Here is an 18,513-nt window from a genome sequence, read left to right on the forward strand (position 1 = left end):
CAATGGCCTCCTTAAGGCAATAAGATTAATTCTTCCTTGGTACGTGTCAATGCCCGCGGAGATTCCTCTGTTATTAAATAGCTGTTCTCAACGCCAACAACACCAATTCCCGGGAAAGTAAATTTCGGTTCAACAGCGATAACCATTCCTGGTTCAAGAGGGATATCGAATCCTCTGGCCAGTACCGGCCATTCATCGATCTCAAGACCTATACCATGACCAAGAAACTTTGCTTGATCAGCGGCGAAGCCCATAAAATGGTCCGATAATCCCGCCGCTTTAGCCTCTGCAAGTGCATGCGCGTACAGCTCAGAGCAAATTGCCCCAGACACCATACGGCTCTCAGCACTGCGGATTATAGACTGTGCGGTAGCATAGGCTGCACTTAACCGTTCAGGCAACTGTCCGATAACAGCGGTGCGTGTCTGGTCAATGACATATCCGTCTATACAGCAGCCAATATCAATTAGAATAGGTTCATTGCGCTGAATAGCCATACGGCTGACGCTTTGCGGGGATGCCGCTCCAAGGCCAAGCCCTCCTGCCGGTCCGTCAAAATAGGTCGGAATTGCCGCAGCAGCTCCTGAAATGAGCATACCCGTCGTAATTTCCTGATTGTAGCCCCGCATTCTCATCATTCCGATATGACCGCGACGCCGCAGCTCGTATTCAATACGAGCCATCCATGCAATCTCAGTAACTCCTTCCTTCAACTCGTTCAACGCCTCAGTCAATGCTTCGTCTACTGCCTGGGCAGCTGCTTCGATACGAGCAATTTCCCAAGCCGATTTGATCATCCTCTGCTTCCGAATGAAGGAAGAGCCGTCGATTAATTGACAGTCTCCTTGGGCACCTAGCAACTCAGACAGCTTCAAATAAGTCTGTGCTGGAAGAACATCGAGATCAGCCGCTATTCGTAAGCTTTTGCCGCTCGTGAATAGACCCGGCCATTGATCAGCGAGGGTTTGGCGGAACTGCCGGAACGCCCCCAGCTCGAATACCTCCACGCCACTTTCCAGCCTTGCCCGCTCCACGCTTCTCTTCACAAAAAAAGCTGGATCTCCTTGTGCCGGGATGAAAGCATAGCCGCTTTGCATCGAGCCTGTATAATAGTAAAGATCTACATTCTGTGTAACAAGCAATCCATCTACATTCGCAATACACAGCGTTTCTTGGAGCCGTTCAATACGCTCCCTTATAAGATCTGCTGGGATGTCTGCTGTAATCTTCATATCCTTAATCACTCCCGCTCTCACGTAAATACCTTCCTCCATTACAACAATTATAATGGCTAGCGTCAACCTCGCGCTCCAATAAGTTAGTATCCCATCATTGTCTGCAACATAAAAAAGCTTGCTGCCACTCTGCAACCGTCTGAGGAACGGATTACAAGTGAACAACAAGCTCAGAAACCCCTTTTATATACCACTCGATCGGACCAAGTGCCGGATTAAGTCTAGGATAGACAAGACGAATAATAAGCACAACGCCTGGTCGCTGTAGGATTGCTTCATAGTCATAGGTGTCATTGCGATAATGATATGGAAATTGATTTTCCTCATTAATAATGTCAAGTACAAGCAGCTCTACTGGCTGCTGGAGCATTGCATTCGGTAACGGTCTCCCGCTGTAGTCAAGGTGGAGGTTAGTCTGCAAATACAGCTCTGCGGCACTAGCTGCCTTAAATGGATCTATTCGTAGTATTCCTTCAGACAGAGCAACGGGATCGAGCTGTTGGGCGGCTGCATGGGCAGACCGATTAACAGCGTATTCCCCTTGAAACAGCAGCTTCATTGCAACCTCTTCGTCCGTCTGAAGTCCATGCAGGGTCACCCAAATAACCATCATCAATACCATTAGCATAAGCTTATACAACGGAGCTCTCCTATCCTTGGTTTACCTAAGGTACATACTCGCTCATTTTCATTCCGAATGCTCGAAGGCGCTGGCCTGATGAAAGGGGAGGCAGACCGATCAAACGATCAATCTGGAATAAATTCTCGTAAGGATAGCTCATTGTAAGCTGGATGCCGGCTCCTCTAGGCAAAGGAGCATTCGGATTGTTTGCAGCTTCCCCATTGCTTGCCTCCACCTCGAATATCACTTCCTCCGGACGCATGCCGAAGCTGCGCAACCGCTGCCTCGACTGCTCCATCATAGCCTCATCAATATAACCATAACGGCCGCTGGCTCCTACTTCGAGCAAATAGTCAACCTCTTGTTGAAGAACAGCTTGTCTAACAATTAGAATATGTTTATAGATTGGAGAGAACATCATCCAGCAAATAATAGTGGCGAACATAATGAATGCCAATATACTCTTCATGGGCTCATTTGCCTTATATAGCTGCCAATCGAATCCCCAGAACGTTTTATTTGTTGCTTCATTCCCCTATCGCCATCAGTTACGCTTGTATAGACTACGATAACAGTTACGAGCAGCAGGACGGTTACCAACAAGCTTCTCATAGCTCGGCTCCTTCCTATTGATTATTCAACAGCTCGCCAATCTTCGTATTAGCCGCATTCCCCTGTGATTCAATACGACTGCTAGTTCCTGTAGTATCCGCCGCAATAATTCTATTGAACAGCACAATAACGACAACAAGCAGCATAACTGTCATTAAAATGTTTCGCATTCACTCACCCCTTCACCATTAAATCCCGCTAAATATTGATCTATTAACTACCCTAATGAATCAAACAGCTTTTGTCCTTCCATGACCCAAGGATAAATAAATACCTGAAACGTATAGAGGATCGGGATGCCTGCAAGGATAAACAAAAAATACGAGGTCGATTCTTTGCGGCTCTCCTTGGCAAGCTCCAGCTTATCCTTATACTCTTGAATGCGTTCCCGCAGCAGTCCATAATAAGCGTCATTCTCATGTAGTCTGAGTGAATCAATCGTCTCGACAAAGCTCATTCCGTCGTCCGTTCCTATGCGATGCTTAAAATCACGCAGTGCTTGTGCTGAATCGTGATACCACTCTGCCAGCATTCGTTCCAAGTCATTCCTGAGCGTTCTCGTATAAGGAATACACCGCATCAGCTTCGTATGGATATGAAGTGAGGATTCAGACAAATAGAGCAACTGATGGCTCATCACATAAATTTCCTTCGTTATCCGTTCCCCTCTTAGCTTGCCAATGACACGCAGCCAGATTAGATCCCAATAAACAACAATAAACAAGGAAGTAAATAAGGAATAAATAAATGGAGTCCGTTGCCCTGGCAACAGGTGCAGCCAATCCAGACAGATAATGCACATGACTATTCCAAGAAGAAGAATAAGCATAAATCTACGAAAGGCAATATACCACGCAGCATCAGTAGTTACACCGCAGCCCGCTAACAGTAATCGACGCTCTATGAATGAATTCTTTTCTCTTGCTAAAAGAAGCAGCCGCAGCCAACGATCAGGTAAATTCCTCCTCTGCCAATCGAGTACAGTTAAATGCACCCACCTTGGGCGACGTTGTGGTACCAGCCTTAGCAGTATTCCTGCTCCAATAAAACTAAAAAGAAGTTGACCTGCGAATACACTCCAGTCGATCAAGGCTGAGATAAATTGGCTCAAATGATGTCAGCTCCTTCTAACAGTAATGATGAATTTCATTATAATTTTCTCCGTGACAGCCACAGCCCCATCAGAAAGGAAGCAAATATAAGTACAACAGCATTAAGCAGCATATCTCTACCCTGTGGATCAACGAAGTAATAGTGATACGCATTGCTTCTGTTATAGTAAAAGTTAATTCCAAGAAACAAGGCTAGGAACAAAATCGGTGAAAAATTCGCTATCCTAATCTCAAGCACCCGATTCCTCTCCTGCTCATTCGCTCTCCTTGCTCTCCGCATATCGGTCAGCAATTCCTTTATGCTCTCAGCAATCGGGGTTCCCTCTGCAAGAGCCACCCTAAGCATATTGGCGAAATAATCCCCCCAGACATGTCCAAGTGACATAGCAAATATTCGCAAGCTGTCCTCATCATCCCCTCTCACCGATAAATTACGGTAGAGCTGCTCGAATACTAATTGTATCGGACCTAGCAGCCTTCTCTCCTCTACTATCCGCTGCAGGGCTGTTCTCACTTGATTGCCCCCAGTTACTAAGTAGCTTTGATAGAACAGCTCCATTGTAGGCAAAAAATCAATCTGCATCTGTAACTGTCTTCGAATAATTGAGGCTCGAAGCATGAGATAAGGCATGCAAAAAGCAATAGCTCCCAATAGAAGCGTTCCTTTAATGCTTTGAAAAAATAATCCTCCAACCGCATTACCAGCAAGCAGCAGCATAACTGACCCTAATAACAGTCTTTCCGGCGTTAGCTTCAATTGCCGTGCTTCAATTAAGAGCACAAGATGTCGATAAGGCCTATCCATCCTCTTCAGCTGCGCTGTTATACGATAGCTCCAGCGATCAGTCCTTGTGAATGACAGCTTCTTTCTCTTGGCATGCTCATCAGACCATATTAAAAATAAGCTGATTAACGCAATGAGAATAAAAATAAATAACAAGCAGCCTGCAGCTACAATGGATAGCGTAATCATTAGCTGCTGCTTCCCATCTGCCCTAACTTGACCCTCGCGGACTCCGATAGCAGGTTTGGGAACTGCCATTCTCCTGCCCTCTCATCAAAAAGCACCCAATCTCGTACCTGAACTTGATCATCGCACCAATCTATTTCTCCTATTCGAGCAATCAATCTACGACCGTTCACATGTCGCATTTCAATGCCTATCTGCGTCACAAATTGTGAAATCCGCTTGGTTAGTCTCACGGGATTCATGTTTCGTCCATCCAGCATACACATGTCAGCAATCGCCTCCGGGACATCCTCCAGCGTATTCGCATGAACAGTCGTCATGCTGCCGGAATGACCTCTTGTACATGCTCGTACATAAATATTGGCATCCATATCCCTTATTTCTGCATGCACGATTCGCTCTGGCGATTGACGGAGAGCGAGCTTGAAGGCTTGTCCTGCTCGATGCTGTGAGTCATCCTCATCCGTTTCATATTCCACAATATTTTTATTAGGAAAGTCTCGGCTAAGCATCATTTCCAAACGTCCCTCGATCGTTATAATTCGCTCCTCATCAGGCAAATCGGCAAGCAAGGCCTTCATCAGATGAGTTTTGCCTGAATTAGTCGGCCCAATAATAACAAGGTTGAAGCGTGCCTTAAGTATGGCTTGCAGCATGACCTTAATTCGACTATCCATCGTGGCATAACGAGGCTCACAAAGTGTTGATAGGCTGAAGCTTTTTACTGTAAAAAATCGAATCGTTAACGTAGGCTTCGCTGTGAACCCAAATCCCGTCATCGTAACGCGCGAACCGTCGCGAAGCATAACCTCTGCCCAGCGCTTGCGCGGATTGAACCGATCATTATTGTAAAGAACAAGATTTTGCTGGATTCGCTCCACTTCCCGCTCATCCTCGAAGCTATACGGAGAAGCGAATACACGTCCATTTCTCACCTCATAGATTTGAGTGCCCGTAACTTGAATCTCCTCCAATCCCTCTTTATTCGCAAGAACAAGCTCCAGTACATTAAGACCAATCACCTCTGCGAAGAGCGCCTCTGCCAAAGATTGATAGGGGTGCTTGTAGCCGTCCAATTGATGAATGCGCAGCCGAATTAACCGATCAGAGATTATGGCTAGAATACGCTCTCTCTCCATAGCAAATCCTAAGACAGCACGATTGAGCATTTCATTATATTGACGTCGATCCTCCTCTGTCATACCATTAGGGGCTGCAAGGAAAGACCTTATATCTTCTGCCAGACTTCCAAAATCAGCAGCATATCCTGCCTTGAGAAGCTCGATCCCTGACTCCTCGCCGGCATTCACCCTGCTCTTCCTTATTAGGGCTGCATATTCTGATGGCGAGAACCGTCCGGTATTCGCAGTCAAGATCCTACTCCATTCCGATGGGCAAGAAGCTTGCGATACCAAGGCTGCGTCATTATTGAAGGCTTATTGCTCCGAACTCCATGTCGATTCATAAGCAGATTGGCTGGCTGCCGCATAAGCTTCTGCCCCGTAGCATCTTCTTTTAGCCACTCTGCATAGCGCCCGCTGTCTAATTGATGAAATACCGAATCTGTTAGGCGTAGTTCCCCCATTCTCATCGTGCCCATCTCTTTGCATATCTCTTTCATCCGATAACCTCCTATACTCCATGGATAATGAATAACCAACGTATCGTATCGTTCTGAAGCTATTCCGAATAAAGGCGATACCTGACCGATCCAACGTGACCCATCCTCTTGAAAATGAGATAAAGCATCTGTAGTCACAACAATTCGCGAGCTTGCTCTACGAAGCGCGCATACCGTTGCCGCATTATCCCAATAAGCGCCGACATCAATAACGATGATTGAAAACGTCTGCTCGGCCACTGTAATCAAATGTTCGAATTCCTCAGGCTTCGCGAATTCGGCGTGATCTCTTAGCCTATTCCCGAATAGCACATGAAGGTTCGGCAGCCCCTTTACCGTATGTACAGCTCGCAATAGCCGCTCCGTCGTCAGAGAGCAGGATGTCAGCTCTGGCTTAAGTGTATCCAGTGTTACCATAGGCTCATCAACACCAATATAACGATGGATCTTGGCGCTCTTAAGGTGGAGACAGAGATAGCCCACCTGTGCTCCGCTGGATTCTGCGATTCTATAAGCTGTCGCAAAGGCTGCTGTCGTAGTCCCGATATTGGGGGTAGTGCCCACAAAAGCAACAACTGGTGATCTCATCGTGCTCATGTTGTGGGCTTCTCCACTTCTTGGCTCCCAATATTCAAAGATTGCGGGCTGAATGCAATTACAAGCTTACTCAAGCCATCCTTGCAGTAGCCGTCAATTTGCAGCCACTCGGCTTCCGTGAGATTCAAATTAATATAGTCAATCATTCCATTCGCCTCTCGCCTTGAAGCATACATCCGTGCTTGATCACCTTCAGCAAGCGATAGCAAATTCGGGTCTCTCGCATTATCAATTTCTACATTGCCCGAGGACTTCACCGAAGCAACGGTTACGAAGGAATCAATTAATCGGGTCGAGCTCTCCCCTTCTCTTGAGCCATACAATACGACTTGATCTCCTGCTCTAATCCCATTGGATATCGAACGGATGTATTCCCTTGGAATTTGAAAGGTAAGCTGCTCACTCGTCGGCAGCAAACGATATTTGCCCAGCTTCCAGCCAAGCAACGGCTCATTCGTACCAAGCGGAACAATGGTCTCCAGTCCTACCGCAAGCTTAGTATCGAGCACCATCTCCTCCTCAAGCCCTTCTCGGGGAAGGAGCTTGTAAGTCAGATCCTCTTGTTCAAGCCGTTTGCCCGCTTCAACGAACTGCTTCGGAACAACTACTGCAACTCTCTCCACCTGTTCTAACCTCACCTCCTGAAGCTGATACAAGCCATATACCACTCCTCCTGACAACAAAGTTGCAAGCAGGCTAATTCCAATATTCCTTCTTCGATTCATCCTCTCTCCCTTCCGGAGCTCTTTAGAACGAAAAAAAGAACGCAGCAGTAGCCCTTACAGGCCTGACTACCAGCGTTCTTCGCATAGCATTGCTCCAATGGTATGAAATTCAATATCCTATCGTTCCAAGCTCCATATTCTTCCCTATGTCCATCACCTCTCCCTCCAAAGCCCTACCATAACGAAAAAAAAGAACGCAGCAGCAGCCCTTGCAGGCTTAACTACTAGCGTTCTTCGCATAGTAATGCTCCAATATATAAAAACTCAACAACCAATTAATGTCATAATAACAAAAATGAAATTTACTGTCTATAGTTTTTTTTCAGAAAAAGCACTGTCCAAATCATTCCATTCCTGCTACAAAAAAAGCCTTCCCTAATCGGCTGCAATCGCCGTATCCGGAAAAGCTTGCTTGAATCTAAAAATCGATCAGTCCAACGCTAATGAGCAGCGCATCGTCAACCTTACGCATCGTTTCATCATCCAAATGGGTGATTTTGTCTGTCAAGCGTTGCTTGTCAATCGTCCGAATCTGCTCAAGCAATACGACGGAGTCTCGGTCGAAGCCGTGTGCAGCTGCGTCCATCTCCACATGCGTAGGCAGTTTGGCTTTCTGAATCTGAGCCGTGATGGCCGCGACAATGACCGTCGGACTAAAACGGTTGCCGATATCATTCTGAATAACGAGTACCGGTCTTACACCACCTTGTTCCGATCCGACGACCGGTGACAAATCCGCAAAAAATACATCTCCGCGTTTTACGATCAACCTCTACACCCCGCTTACGAGACGGCCTAACGTATGATCGGCTTCTTCCTCCGCTTGAAAAGCTTCGGAGGCCATGTTCAGGTTAATTTTTGCCATCTCCAGATACCCCCGCTGCATAGACTCGCGGATTTGCCTTTTTTTCCGTTCCACAAGATACAGCTTCATAGCCTGCCGAATGAACTCACTTCGATTGGAATTCTCCTTGGCGACGATACCGTCAACCTCCTCCAACAATTGATCAGGCAAGCTAATCATGATTCTCTTGGTGTTCTGCATATTGGCCACCGAACTCGCACCTCCAAAACTTTTCCAAAACATCTCATATACATTATAACATTAATAAGCCATCACTATACTTCAACATATCTATGTTGTTCGTATATCATTTATGCTGCATGGGAAGTTGCATCTGTTAATGATGCGAAATAAACCGCCCTTCTTACTATTCGAGATCTTTGGCAGAAACCCTCTTCTGTTACAGAATGCGGCAGCATAAATTTTTTACCAATTAGGCAACTGGATTAGAAATCGCTGCCACTAGACCATTTTTCACATAAATACGCGGTACCCGAGCAGCCAGCATACAGGTAATCTCATAATGAATCGTACCTAGTTGGGCAGCGAGATCGTCTGCTGTAATGCTTTCATCTCCTTGACGCCCTATCAACACAACCTCTTCGCCAGGCATTACGAGGCTCTCAGATGAGTCCGCCTGGTCCAAAGCAATCATACATTGATCCATACAGATCGTCCCTCGTACAGGAACCCGAATCCCTCTAACCAGTGCATGTGCTTTCCCCGTAAGCATTCTACTGAAGCCATCCGCATACCCGATCGGCAGCGTACCGATTCGCTCATCGCCTTCTGTTACGTATCGACTGCCATAGCTAATTCCCCAGCCTTGAGGTGCAGTCTTCACCATAACAACCTCTGTCTTAAGTGTCATGACCGGCTCCAGCTCAATACGCTCATGATCGACCTCTTCCGAAGGATACAAGCCATACATGCTGATACCAAGCCGTACCATGTCGCCTGCCCATTCCGGAGTGTCCATTCCTGCGGCGCTGTTGGCTGCATGGATAATCGCAATCGGCAGATTATTCTGCTTCACATAGTCCACTATCTCTTGAAAACGCTCATATTGCAGCTGAGTATAGCTCTTATCCATTTCATCAGCACGGGCATAATGAGTGAATAGCCCCTCAACCTCAAGCCCCGGTGTCGCTACTGCCCTATTAATAAAAGCAACGGCAGCATCGAACCCGAGCAAGCCAAGTCGTCCCATACCGGAGTCGATCTTCACATGTACTTTAAGCCGCTTGCCATCGCTTCTAGGAGGAAGCTCCGCCGCAGCCTGCCATATATCATCACGAAATAAAGCAATAGTTACATCGTTAGCACGCGCTATATCCAGCGCATCTGCTGCTACGTATCCAAGCACCAGAATAGGCGTGGCAATTCCAGCTCTACGAAGCTGCAGCGCCTCGTCCAGAAAGGCCACGCCCAAATAATCAACACCAAACCGCTCTGCTTCACGCGCAACCTCTACAGCACCATGTCCATAAGCATTGGCTTTGACTGATGCCATCAGCAGACGGCCCTCTGGCATTCTGCTGCGAAAGGCGTGCAGATTGCGATTCAATGCATCAAGTGAAATTTCTACCCTTGTCGGGCGATAATACGAATCCAAGTCATTCACCTACTCCTTGTCTGGCAGCCAGTAAAATCCGAGCAACTAAACATCAATAAAATAATGTTAAACGTTGCTGCTGAGCCTGTCAATGAATAGACTGCCAGAATAGGCTAGTACGTAATGGAAAATCCTCGAGTATTATTTGCTCGCATCCGCTTGAACCGATTGCGCAACCTTGATCATTTCGGAATCAGGGAGCGTTGCGCTGGTCAGACGATACTGGTAGCCTTCATAAGTCCAAGTAAGAGTATGCTGCTCTTCCCCTGTTACCAGTTCACCAAAGGTGAAGCCCAGATCCTGTATCGTGCCTGCGGAAAAAGTAGCGGCTTGGTCATGCGGCTGTGTCTGAATAAGTGAATAATCATACATGCCTGTATAGCGGGTCAATAATCCCGGGCTGCCCCCGAATTCAATATCCATGCTATCTAAAAAGGCGACTCCCTCCGGCAAATAAGTCGGACTCATAACTTGGAACATCTCGGCCGATGCTTCCGGCTGTGCGTTTGCTTCTTCTTCTGTTACAGCCGTATCCTCATCGGTAGCAGTCGTTCCTTCGCCAGCCTCTGCATTCGCATCCGCATCGTCCTTATTACTCTCTTCATTAGTATTGAGTTCAGGAGTTATAGCGTTATTGGCACCATTATTGCTATTATTATTGCCTGGCTCCGCCATAGTAGGCTGTTCATTCGTGCCGCTGCTTGAAGGTGAAGCGTTCATATTCGCTTCGGTCTCGAATGCGCTTCTATCGAACTTAGGGCCGAACTCGAAGCTGTCGAACTTCACTTCTACCATTTTGGCAGCATTTGCATCGCTAACCTCGACGTGAACCGGCTTATAATCCGATTTGTTCAACCATATTTTTTGGCGTGCCATGGAGCCGTTATTATAATTGGCCATTACATCGAATACATAGGCATTCTCATCGGAAGCGAATTGTCTTGTATTATCTACAAGAATGCTCTGTACAAGCGTCTGGTACAAGTAGACTTGACCATTGTTTTGCGGCCAATCGCTTTGGAAGCGGAATACTTTATTGAGGCGTGGAGTAAGGACAAATACGCCATCATCGTTGCGAAGAACAATTTGCGTAATATCCTTCTCTTGATTTGTCAATTTAATCCGATAATATTGCGGCTTTTGATAAGAAACCTCCACTTGATAAGTAAGCGGCTGTTGCCCCGTATGTATCGTCATCGTCCCGCTTCCCTGATAACTCTCCATGTTACTTACGAATTTGTCGAGATCCTTAATCACGGACTCGGCGTCCTTCGTCCCGCAAGCGCTCAAAACGAGTGATAACACTAACACAATTGCCGCTGTCCATGTCATGCGACGCATTACAATCATCCCCTCTTCACAATGTTTTTCCGACTGGTAACATGTCTATGAGGGAACTTGACCAATTATGCGGACTAGTTCTGCTTGACCATCAAAATAAATACAATTCAAGCATAAAAAAAGCCGCCCGAGGGCGGCATAGTGTTAGATTGCTTTATGGTGAGAGTAACTGTATATGAATGATTTTAGCTTGTCTTGAAAATCTTGTTCGGACTGAATCATGTTCTCGATACATGGGATCAGGCCGGCTTCATCATATTCTTTAGTAAAGATCATTCTTCTGAGCTGATTAATAAATACTCCCCATACTTTGACTAATTCATCAAGCGGTTCAATAATAGGTACAAGTCCGTTTATTCGGGAACTATGTTGCTTCAAGGCTTGCAGAAGGATGAACTTCTTATGCTTGATAACATCTAATCTCCACTCGAGCAGCTCGCCATAACTGCAATTAAAATATACGCAACGATCCTCTAGCTTTAAGCCTTCGCTTAGCAAGCTAAGCAATTTCTCTAATCCATAGCAGTTCGGATAGTAGTCAACGCCATTCTTCTCGAACGGCTCGCGTTCATTATATTCTGCTATCTCTTTGAACAAGGATATAAAAGAGGCTTCATCAATAAAGGTATTTAATTTATCCATATTGATTGATACCTGCATGTATTTCAAATAACAGCTGAACGCAGGTGCAAGTTCTTCGATATCAATGACACCGATACGATTGCTGTTATTATAAGGCGTAAAGTTTTGAGGGTGCATAAGAGTAGGCGTGTCCGTGTAATACAATTTATTGTCTTCAATTCTCAAAGCGATAAAGGCATGGTCGAATATATAGTCATCTTCGCTGATAAACTCACTATCAATTGAAATAAAGTTTTTATAGTAGGGCACTCTTTTGGGAAAGGTGCCAAAGGCAACAAGATGGCCTTTCTGCAGCTCTGCAATAAAATCTTCCAACAATACATTTCCCAAGCTGGAATGCAGCTCCACATTGAAGAGGGTGCTATGGTCCCAATCTACGCTTAAATTAATATCTCTCAGACTATTTTTTTCCTTTTTCATCTCAAGCGAGAAAGATGTGTTTTGCAAAAAATACTCATAGGGCTCTTCTGTTAAAGCAACCTGCTCCTTTAGCACAAAATACATCGGTTTTTGATAGCAATCAATGTATCTCCACAGGTTGTCTTGCTTCCCATTGATTTTGTAATAATCCTCTAATTCAACAATTCTATTCATCAACAGTCCTCCAAAAAAAATCATTTACTAGATACTTGATCATAAACTCAATTCTCTTATGTATGACGCATAAAGTGTCTATTCCCTGTCTAGTTTGGATTCAAAGGATGAGCATTAGATGGAGTATAAGGTGAGGGGTAGGTATCCTATATGCAGAATATAGCAATAATTCGAAGTCATTTTAACATTCAGTATTTCCATAATAGTATTTAGTGACTTAAGTTGTCAAATACCTTTCATATCGTATAATCATAAAATTTTTGTAAAAATAATTAAATATTTTAAACTATTAGATCCGATAATCGCTCTTGTGTCGATAATCCGAATAGAACGACAGCCGATCAGATTAAGCTGCTCTGATCGGCTGTTCGCGTTCCTATTTATTTACTGCTGTACGCCTTATTTCTCTAAGAAAGCAATAAGCTCTTCGTTAAACTTCTGCGGCTCGTCATACAGCATGCCATGCCCGCTATATTCAAAGGTTACCATCGTGGATCCGTCAATGCTCTTGAGCTGCAGCTCTGCGAATTTCGGCGGACAGATCGTGTCCAGCATCCCTTGGAAAATAGTCGTCTCTACTTTGATCTGAGAAATATCGCCGCGCAAATCTTCATCGCGAAGCGATTCGAAGGTACGCACAGTTCCCCAAGCTGACGCTTCCATACCGAGTAACTGTAGCCAGTCCTTGAAGGGATCGCTAATCGTTCGATTGCCATGTCCAGACAAGAACTTTTCTCCAAAGTCTCGAAGGAGCTGCGGGCGATCCTGCTTAATAGCAGCAATCTGATCATCCGCTTCCTCCTTGGTCATGCCATACTCATAATTGTCACGCTGCGTAAAGGCAGGTGCTGCTGCTCCGAGCAGCGCCAGCTTGCGAACGCCGTAGCCTTGATGGCGTGCCATATAACGGACTGCGATGGCTCCACCTACCGAGAAGCCGACAAGGATCGCCTGCTCCAGCTTCAGAGCATCGAATACCGCCTTTACATCATCAGCAAGACGATCATAATCATATCCGCTGGCTGGTGCATCTGAGCGCCCGAAGCCGCGCTGATCAATACCAATACAGCGATAGCCCTTGCCTGACAATAATGTAAATTGATCTTCAAACATCCGACTGTTTAACGGCCAGCCATGCAGGAATACAATCGGAACACCTGAACCAATGTCCTCGACGAATAATTTTACGTTTTTTTGAACCTCGATATATTGTCCCATAATCATTTCCCCTCTCCCTTAGTTGCTACTACTTACCCATCCGAGCAGCATTTGAAAAGGAAGGCAAACCCGTGAACGTCAGAGGGGCTGGCAATCAAGGTGTCGAATAAGAACATAGTTGTTTAAGTACAGAGGCTCGGACATGCGCCCAGCCTCTTCAATATGATGGATCAGGAGGCCGCTATGAAAATTGTAGTATTGGATGGGCATGCCTTAAATCCGGGGGATTTAAGCTGGGACAAGCTTGAGCAGTTAGGAACGACAATCGTATATGCCCGTACCGCTTCCGAGCTCATTATCCAAAGATGCCGCGATGCAGAGATAGTCCTTACTAATAAAACGCCACTGCTCCAAGAAACGCTTGTACAATTGCCCGATCTTCGTTATATCGGAGTTCTAGCTACCGGTCATGATATTGTAGATTCAGCCGCTGCAGAGCAACTGGGCATAACGGTTACGAATGTGCCTTCATACAGCACCGACTCGGTTGCCCAGTTTGTATTTGCCTTGCTTTTGGAATTAACCCATCATGTCGGTGCGCATAGCTCTTCCACCCGCACTGGGGAATGGTCGGCTCATGAGGATTTCAGCTATTGGAAGTTTCCTCTCATCGAGCTGGCAGGGAAAACAATAGGCATTGTAGGAATGGGGAAAATCGGGCGAAAGGTTGCTGTGCTGGCACAAGCTTTTGGCATGAAGGTTATTGCAGCGGGAAGGCAAGCCGCCCCCTCAACAGTTGATATGGATTCCGCTATTGTACGAACAGATCTGACTGCCCTGCTCCGGGAAGCAGATGTGATAAGTCTGCATTGTCCGCTTAACCCTCAGACCGAGCAGCTTATTAATCGGAATACGCTTGCTTTGATGAAGCCCGGAGCCCTTCTCATAAATACCGCTCGCGGCAAGCTTATTGCAGAGGACCATCTGGCTGAAGCGCTTAATCTTGGCATTATTGGCGGAGCCGCCCTTGATGTGCTGTCCTCGGAGCCCCCGCAGCCTACGAATCCGCTGCTGACAGCTCGCAACTGCATCATTACCCCTCATATCGCTTGGGCTACTCTTGAGGCGAGAACACGGCTGCTTGACATTGCCGTCGATAATGTCTCTCGTTACCTAGCAGGTGATCCAACCCATGTTGTGAAAGCCTCTCGCTAGTTGCTGCTCTGATTATAAAAGGCGGCTATCCTGTGCCACAGGATAGCCGCCTTCTTTTTAATTTGATAGCTCCATCCACTGCTCCAGCAAGCGGTTTAATTCTTCCTGCTGCTTTTCCTTCTCAAGCCATTTCACTTCTAATTGAACAGCATCGCTAAGCTGATTAAGCCGCTCTAACTCCGCATTCAACTTAATCAACTCTGCTTCAAGTACGCTTATATCCTTCTCCAGCTGTTGACATCGTCTGGCATTGGATTTCACTTGATTGCTAGAAACAACCGTTTCCCCTTGCTCCGTCTCAACTGATTCGACTACAATCTCCTTAGCCTTTGCTTCTTTTTCCATCCCCCTGCTCAGATTATCCCTTGCTTCAGTTAGCTGCTGCCTTGTTCGGTATTCGTCATAATTGCCGAGATAAGAGGTAACCTCACCCTGCTTCAGCTCCCATACCCGCTGCGCCAGACGATTAATGAAATAACGGTCATGCGATATCGCCAGCACCGTGCCTTGGAATTGTCCCAAAGCCTCCTCTAAAGCTTCTCGTGAGGCGATATCCAGATGATTAGTCGGTTCATCCAGCAGCAATAGGTTGGGCTTCCTTCTGACTAGAAGAGCAAGTCTTACTCTTGACCATTCTCCTCCTGAGAGAGAGCCTAGCCGCTTATACACTTCAGCTCCATAAAATAAGTAGGCGGCTAGAATATGTCTGGCTTCCCCTTCCTCAATGCTGCCTTCCTTGCAAAAATAATCTAGTAGAGTCTGCTTCTCGTCTTGGATGGGCTCCTGCTGAGCCAAATATCCAATATCGACGCGAGCCCCTAACTCCACTTTCCCGCTATCTTGTGCTTCCACGCCAAGAAGCAGCTTGAACAGCGTTGTTTTTCCCGAGCCGTTATCACCGAGGAGCACAACCTTCTCCCCATATCGCAGACTTCCATTCACTCCGGCTAGTAAGACATTGCTGCCATATTTTTTAGACAAAAGCTCGAAGGCCAGCACTCTTTGTCCGGACCGATCCATAGGAGCAAGCTCGAAGCCCGCTGTTTTCTGTTCCATTACGGGACGCTTCAACTCCTGAAGCCGCTCAAGCGCTTTCCGAATGGATGCTGCCCGCTTGAAGAACTTCTCGTTCCCGCCGATTCGTCCCCATTCCTCCAATTGCCGAATAGTCTCCTTCATTTTCTTAATTGCCTTCTGCTGCTCCTGATAATGAGCAAACTGCTGCAACAGCCGCTCCTCTTTCTCCTTCACATAACCGCTGTAATTTGTAGGATAGGTATGGGCTTCCCCATCCTCAAGCTCAATGATCTTGCTGCATATGCGATCCAGAAAATGACGATCATGCGAAACAATCATACAAGTTCCTTTATAATTAAGCAGGAAATGTTCTAACCATTCGATTCCTTGCAGATCGAGATGATTCGTAGGTTCGTCTAACAGCAATAGCTCTGGGCTATTAATAAGCTGCGATGCAAGGACGATACGCGTCTTTTCTCCGCCTGACAAGGTACAAAAGCTTCGTTCATACCACTCTTGGGTGATCTGCAGCCCGCCTGCTATCTGATTAATGCTCTGATCTATCTCATAGCCGCCACTTCTCTCGAACCGTTCCTGCACAGCAGCATACTTCTTCAATAAACGCTCCATAATATTCGGGCTATCGACAATCTCCGTAAGCGACATCTGTTGCTCCATGAGCTTCATCTCATGCTGATCCTCAAGCAATGCCCGGTAACAATAAGCAAGAACCTCATAGACGGTTAGTCCTTCGAATTCAGCAGGAATTTGAGGCAAATACCCAATCTCTGACTCCCTCTTTACCGTAAGCATCCCTTCATCAACCTGCTGATGACCGGCGATAAGCTTCAACAAAGTGGATTTGCCGCTTCCATTGCGCCCAATTAAGCCAACCTTCTCATACTCTTGAATTTGCAGCGTCGCTCCATCCAATACAAGTTGTGCCGCGTTATATTTTTTAATTTCCTGAATATTGACCATGATCATTGTAAGATCCTCCTAATAGATGAAGACCCTGCTTTCCAGCACGCATATTGTTGTAGAACAACAAAAAAAGAGCCGCGGCAACAAGCCCGCGACCCTCCAGATGGCATAGCTATCCGTAGTGGTTAAGGTAGGCGTCTTCTCGCGAATGGTTCAATCGTATTAGCATAAATGGACAGAGTTCTCCCGTGCTCCGGAAAAGTATGAACGATGCCAGCCATAGCTAACGGCAGCTGGCTAATACGGTTGTTGACCATCTCGTGATTCACCTACCCCACCTCCTTCTTAATCATTCTAGTTCTTACAATAACATAATGCCCTTCTTTTGAAAACCCAGCTTGAACCCAACCAAATTTCTCTTCTTGAGCTCTATGTGAACAGACCGAGTACCTTCCTGCGAGAAGTCTCCATAGGACCGAGCTTGAACGCGCGAAGCCATAAAGTTGCAAACACCATCTGCAAGGCACTTATGATCAGCCATACGATGATAACTTCCCATGCGTTCAGCTTCCCGCCCAGGCCCAGACCCCAGCCATAAAATAGAATAGAGCTAATAATATTTTGAGCGACATAGCAGCTTAACGACATTTTGCCAGCATTCTCAAGCCATCCCCACAGCCGCAGCTTATCCCACTTCTCCATCGCTAAGGCGAGCAAGGCGATATAACCAAGAGACAATAACGGGGCAAATAAATAGCGCACTGGATAATCAAATAAGCCGCCTGGAATGAACATAAGCAGATTGAGCGGAAGTCCTGCGTATATGCCTATTTTCAATAAGCGCTTGCGAAGCTTCTTGCCAGCCTCAGTTGGAGAAAAAGCATCCAAGCGCATAAGCAGGAGCCCAAGCAGCAGCAGGCAAATGTTCAGCGGGAGCGTTAATAATACCTCTCTACGCAAATATAAAAAATTAGAAACTCTTGCAGTAACCTGCTCCCACCAGCTTCCATGCGAATAAAGCACTTCAACAATTGCAGTATTCTCATATGCCAGCGAATTGCCCGCAAGGAGAATAGAAACAGAACCGACAAAGAATAGAACGATTAATACAAGATGCAGACCTCCAAGCAGAAGCAGCGAACGCTTAATGAGGCGATCTCCTGCCTTCACGATAAACGCGACAATAATGGCTGCTATCGCATAGCCCATCAAAATATCATATTCCATCACAAATAGGAAGTGAAGCATTCCCTCCAGCATCAGAATAATCGACACCCACAAATAGGTACCCGGCCAAGGCCTGCCATTCCTAAGGGCCTGCCTGTATTTGATCTCAAGCCCCACTCCGAACAATATTGCAAGAAGCCCAAGAAACTTGCCGCTTATGAGGGACAGGCACAACGTGCGTATGAAGGTCTCAGCAGACAGCCACCATTGGCTCTGTTGAGTCGTAGATATGTAATCCAAATTTCCAAGATAGGCGAATATCCAAATATTTGTACCCAAAGTGCCCAGAACTGCAAATCCGCGCAAAATATCAATTAATCGGATACGCTCTGTACCAAAACTCATTATACCCCTCCAATTATTGTAGATTAAAAGAACAGCGTTCTAGCTCACCTCCTTTAATTAGTAATCAGGATAGAAACATCCCCATTTAATAAAAAAG

The 18,513-nt window shown here is 46.1% G+C and carries 20 protein-coding genes; 1 reads left to right on the forward strand and 19 read right to left on the reverse strand.

What is annotated here, in order from left to right; translation table 11 throughout:
• Positions 1 to 11: 11 nt before the first annotated feature.
• From AC50YO_RS19640 to AC50YO_RS19715, 16 genes are all read right to left on the reverse strand, one after another.
• Positions 12 to 1,232: a M24 family metallopeptidase gene (locus AC50YO_RS19640; RefSeq protein WP_494850006.1), complete on the reverse strand. Its 1,221-nt coding sequence runs from the start codon at positions 1,230 to 1,232 to the stop codon at positions 12 to 14.
• 154 nt (positions 1,233 to 1,386) lie between these two features.
• Complete coding sequence (locus AC50YO_RS19645; protein WP_494849869.1) at positions 1,387 to 1,875, reverse strand: hypothetical protein; 489 nt, start codon at positions 1,873 to 1,875, stop codon at positions 1,387 to 1,389.
• A gap of 25 nt (positions 1,876 to 1,900) precedes the next feature.
• Positions 1,901 to 2,326: a hypothetical protein gene (locus tag AC50YO_RS19650; protein ID WP_494849870.1), complete on the reverse strand. Its 426-nt coding sequence runs from the start codon at positions 2,324 to 2,326 to the stop codon at positions 1,901 to 1,903.
• Positions 2,323 to 2,469, reverse strand: a complete 147-nt coding sequence (locus AC50YO_RS19655; RefSeq protein ID WP_494849871.1) for a hypothetical protein — start codon at positions 2,467 to 2,469, stop codon at positions 2,323 to 2,325. Before AC50YO_RS19655 ends, AC50YO_RS19650 begins: the two co-directional genes overlap by 4 nt.
• A gap of 14 nt (positions 2,470 to 2,483) precedes the next feature.
• Complete coding sequence (locus AC50YO_RS19660) at positions 2,484 to 2,639, reverse strand: hypothetical protein (RefSeq protein WP_494849872.1); 156 nt, start codon at positions 2,637 to 2,639, stop codon at positions 2,484 to 2,486.
• A gap of 47 nt (positions 2,640 to 2,686) precedes the next feature.
• Entirely contained in the window at positions 2,687 to 3,580 is an 894-nt protein-coding gene (locus tag AC50YO_RS19665) for a hypothetical protein (RefSeq protein WP_494849873.1), read from the reverse strand.
• A 38-nt stretch (positions 3,581 to 3,618) separates the two neighbouring features.
• Positions 3,619 to 4,623 (reverse strand): type II secretion system F family protein, encoded by a 1,005-nt coding sequence (locus AC50YO_RS19670; protein ID WP_494849874.1) that lies wholly within the window; start codon positions 4,621 to 4,623, stop codon positions 3,619 to 3,621.
• Positions 4,554 to 5,924, reverse strand: a complete 1,371-nt coding sequence (locus AC50YO_RS19675) for an ATPase, T2SS/T4P/T4SS family (RefSeq protein ID WP_494849875.1) — start codon at positions 5,922 to 5,924, stop codon at positions 4,554 to 4,556. The genes AC50YO_RS19670 and AC50YO_RS19675 overlap by 70 nt, the downstream gene beginning before the upstream one ends.
• Positions 5,921 to 6,769: a P-loop NTPase family protein gene (locus AC50YO_RS19680; protein WP_494849876.1), complete on the reverse strand. Its 849-nt coding sequence runs from the start codon at positions 6,767 to 6,769 to the stop codon at positions 5,921 to 5,923. The genes AC50YO_RS19675 and AC50YO_RS19680 overlap by 4 nt, the downstream gene beginning before the upstream one ends.
• On the reverse strand, positions 6,766 to 7,494 hold the full coding sequence (locus AC50YO_RS19685) for a CpaB family protein (protein ID WP_494849877.1): 729 nt from the start codon (positions 7,492 to 7,494) through the stop codon (positions 6,766 to 6,768). The genes AC50YO_RS19680 and AC50YO_RS19685 overlap by 4 nt, the downstream gene beginning before the upstream one ends.
• Before the next feature lie 418 nt (positions 7,495 to 7,912).
• Positions 7,913 to 8,263, reverse strand: coding sequence for a type II toxin-antitoxin system PemK/MazF family toxin (locus AC50YO_RS19690; RefSeq protein WP_028609438.1), 351 nt, complete (start codon positions 8,261 to 8,263; stop codon positions 7,913 to 7,915).
• Positions 8,264 to 8,266: 3 nt separating this feature from the next.
• Positions 8,267 to 8,548 (reverse strand): CopG family ribbon-helix-helix protein, encoded by a 282-nt coding sequence (locus tag AC50YO_RS19695; RefSeq protein ID WP_041613299.1) that lies wholly within the window; start codon positions 8,546 to 8,548, stop codon positions 8,267 to 8,269.
• Positions 8,549 to 8,771: 223 nt separating this feature from the next.
• Positions 8,772 to 9,953 carry an alanine racemase gene (alr, locus tag AC50YO_RS19700; RefSeq protein WP_494849878.1) on the reverse strand — a complete coding sequence of 394 codons (1,182 nt, stop codon included), beginning with the start codon at positions 9,951 to 9,953 and terminating at the stop codon, positions 8,772 to 8,774.
• 141 nt (positions 9,954 to 10,094) lie between these two features.
• Complete coding sequence (locus tag AC50YO_RS19705; protein ID WP_494849879.1) at positions 10,095 to 11,294, reverse strand: outer membrane lipoprotein-sorting protein; 1,200 nt, start codon at positions 11,292 to 11,294, stop codon at positions 10,095 to 10,097.
• 144 nt (positions 11,295 to 11,438) lie between these two features.
• The gene (locus tag AC50YO_RS19710) at positions 11,439 to 12,530 is read right to left on the reverse strand and encodes a hypothetical protein (protein ID WP_494849880.1); all 1,092 of its coding nucleotides are present in this window, start codon (positions 12,528 to 12,530) and stop codon (positions 11,439 to 11,441) included.
• 399 nt (positions 12,531 to 12,929) lie between these two features.
• Positions 12,930 to 13,754 carry an alpha/beta fold hydrolase gene (locus AC50YO_RS19715; protein ID WP_494849881.1) on the reverse strand — a complete coding sequence of 275 codons (825 nt, stop codon included), beginning with the start codon at positions 13,752 to 13,754 and terminating at the stop codon, positions 12,930 to 12,932.
• A gap of 177 nt (positions 13,755 to 13,931) precedes the next feature.
• Here AC50YO_RS19715 and AC50YO_RS19720 point away from each other — a divergent pair, with 177 nt between their 5' ends.
• Positions 13,932 to 14,903 (forward strand): D-2-hydroxyacid dehydrogenase, encoded by a 972-nt coding sequence (locus AC50YO_RS19720; protein ID WP_494849882.1) that lies wholly within the window; start codon positions 13,932 to 13,934, stop codon positions 14,901 to 14,903.
• Positions 14,904 to 14,960: 57 nt separating this feature from the next.
• Here AC50YO_RS19720 and abc-f read toward each other — a convergent pair whose 3' ends face one another.
• From abc-f to AC50YO_RS19735, 3 genes are all read right to left on the reverse strand, one after another.
• Positions 14,961 to 16,907 carry a ribosomal protection-like ABC-F family protein gene (gene abc-f / locus AC50YO_RS19725; RefSeq protein WP_494849883.1) on the reverse strand — a complete coding sequence of 649 codons (1,947 nt, stop codon included), beginning with the start codon at positions 16,905 to 16,907 and terminating at the stop codon, positions 14,961 to 14,963.
• 122 nt (positions 16,908 to 17,029) lie between these two features.
• Positions 17,030 to 17,173, reverse strand: coding sequence for an RAxF-45 family protein (locus AC50YO_RS19730; protein WP_494849884.1), 144 nt, complete (start codon positions 17,171 to 17,173; stop codon positions 17,030 to 17,032).
• A gap of 100 nt (positions 17,174 to 17,273) precedes the next feature.
• Entirely contained in the window at positions 17,274 to 18,416 is a 1,143-nt protein-coding gene (locus AC50YO_RS19735) for a DUF418 domain-containing protein (protein ID WP_494849885.1), read from the reverse strand.
• Between the last annotated feature and the right edge of the window lie 97 nt (positions 18,417 to 18,513).

It is taken from the genome of Paenibacillus sp. J22P59 (assembly GCF_059383895.1).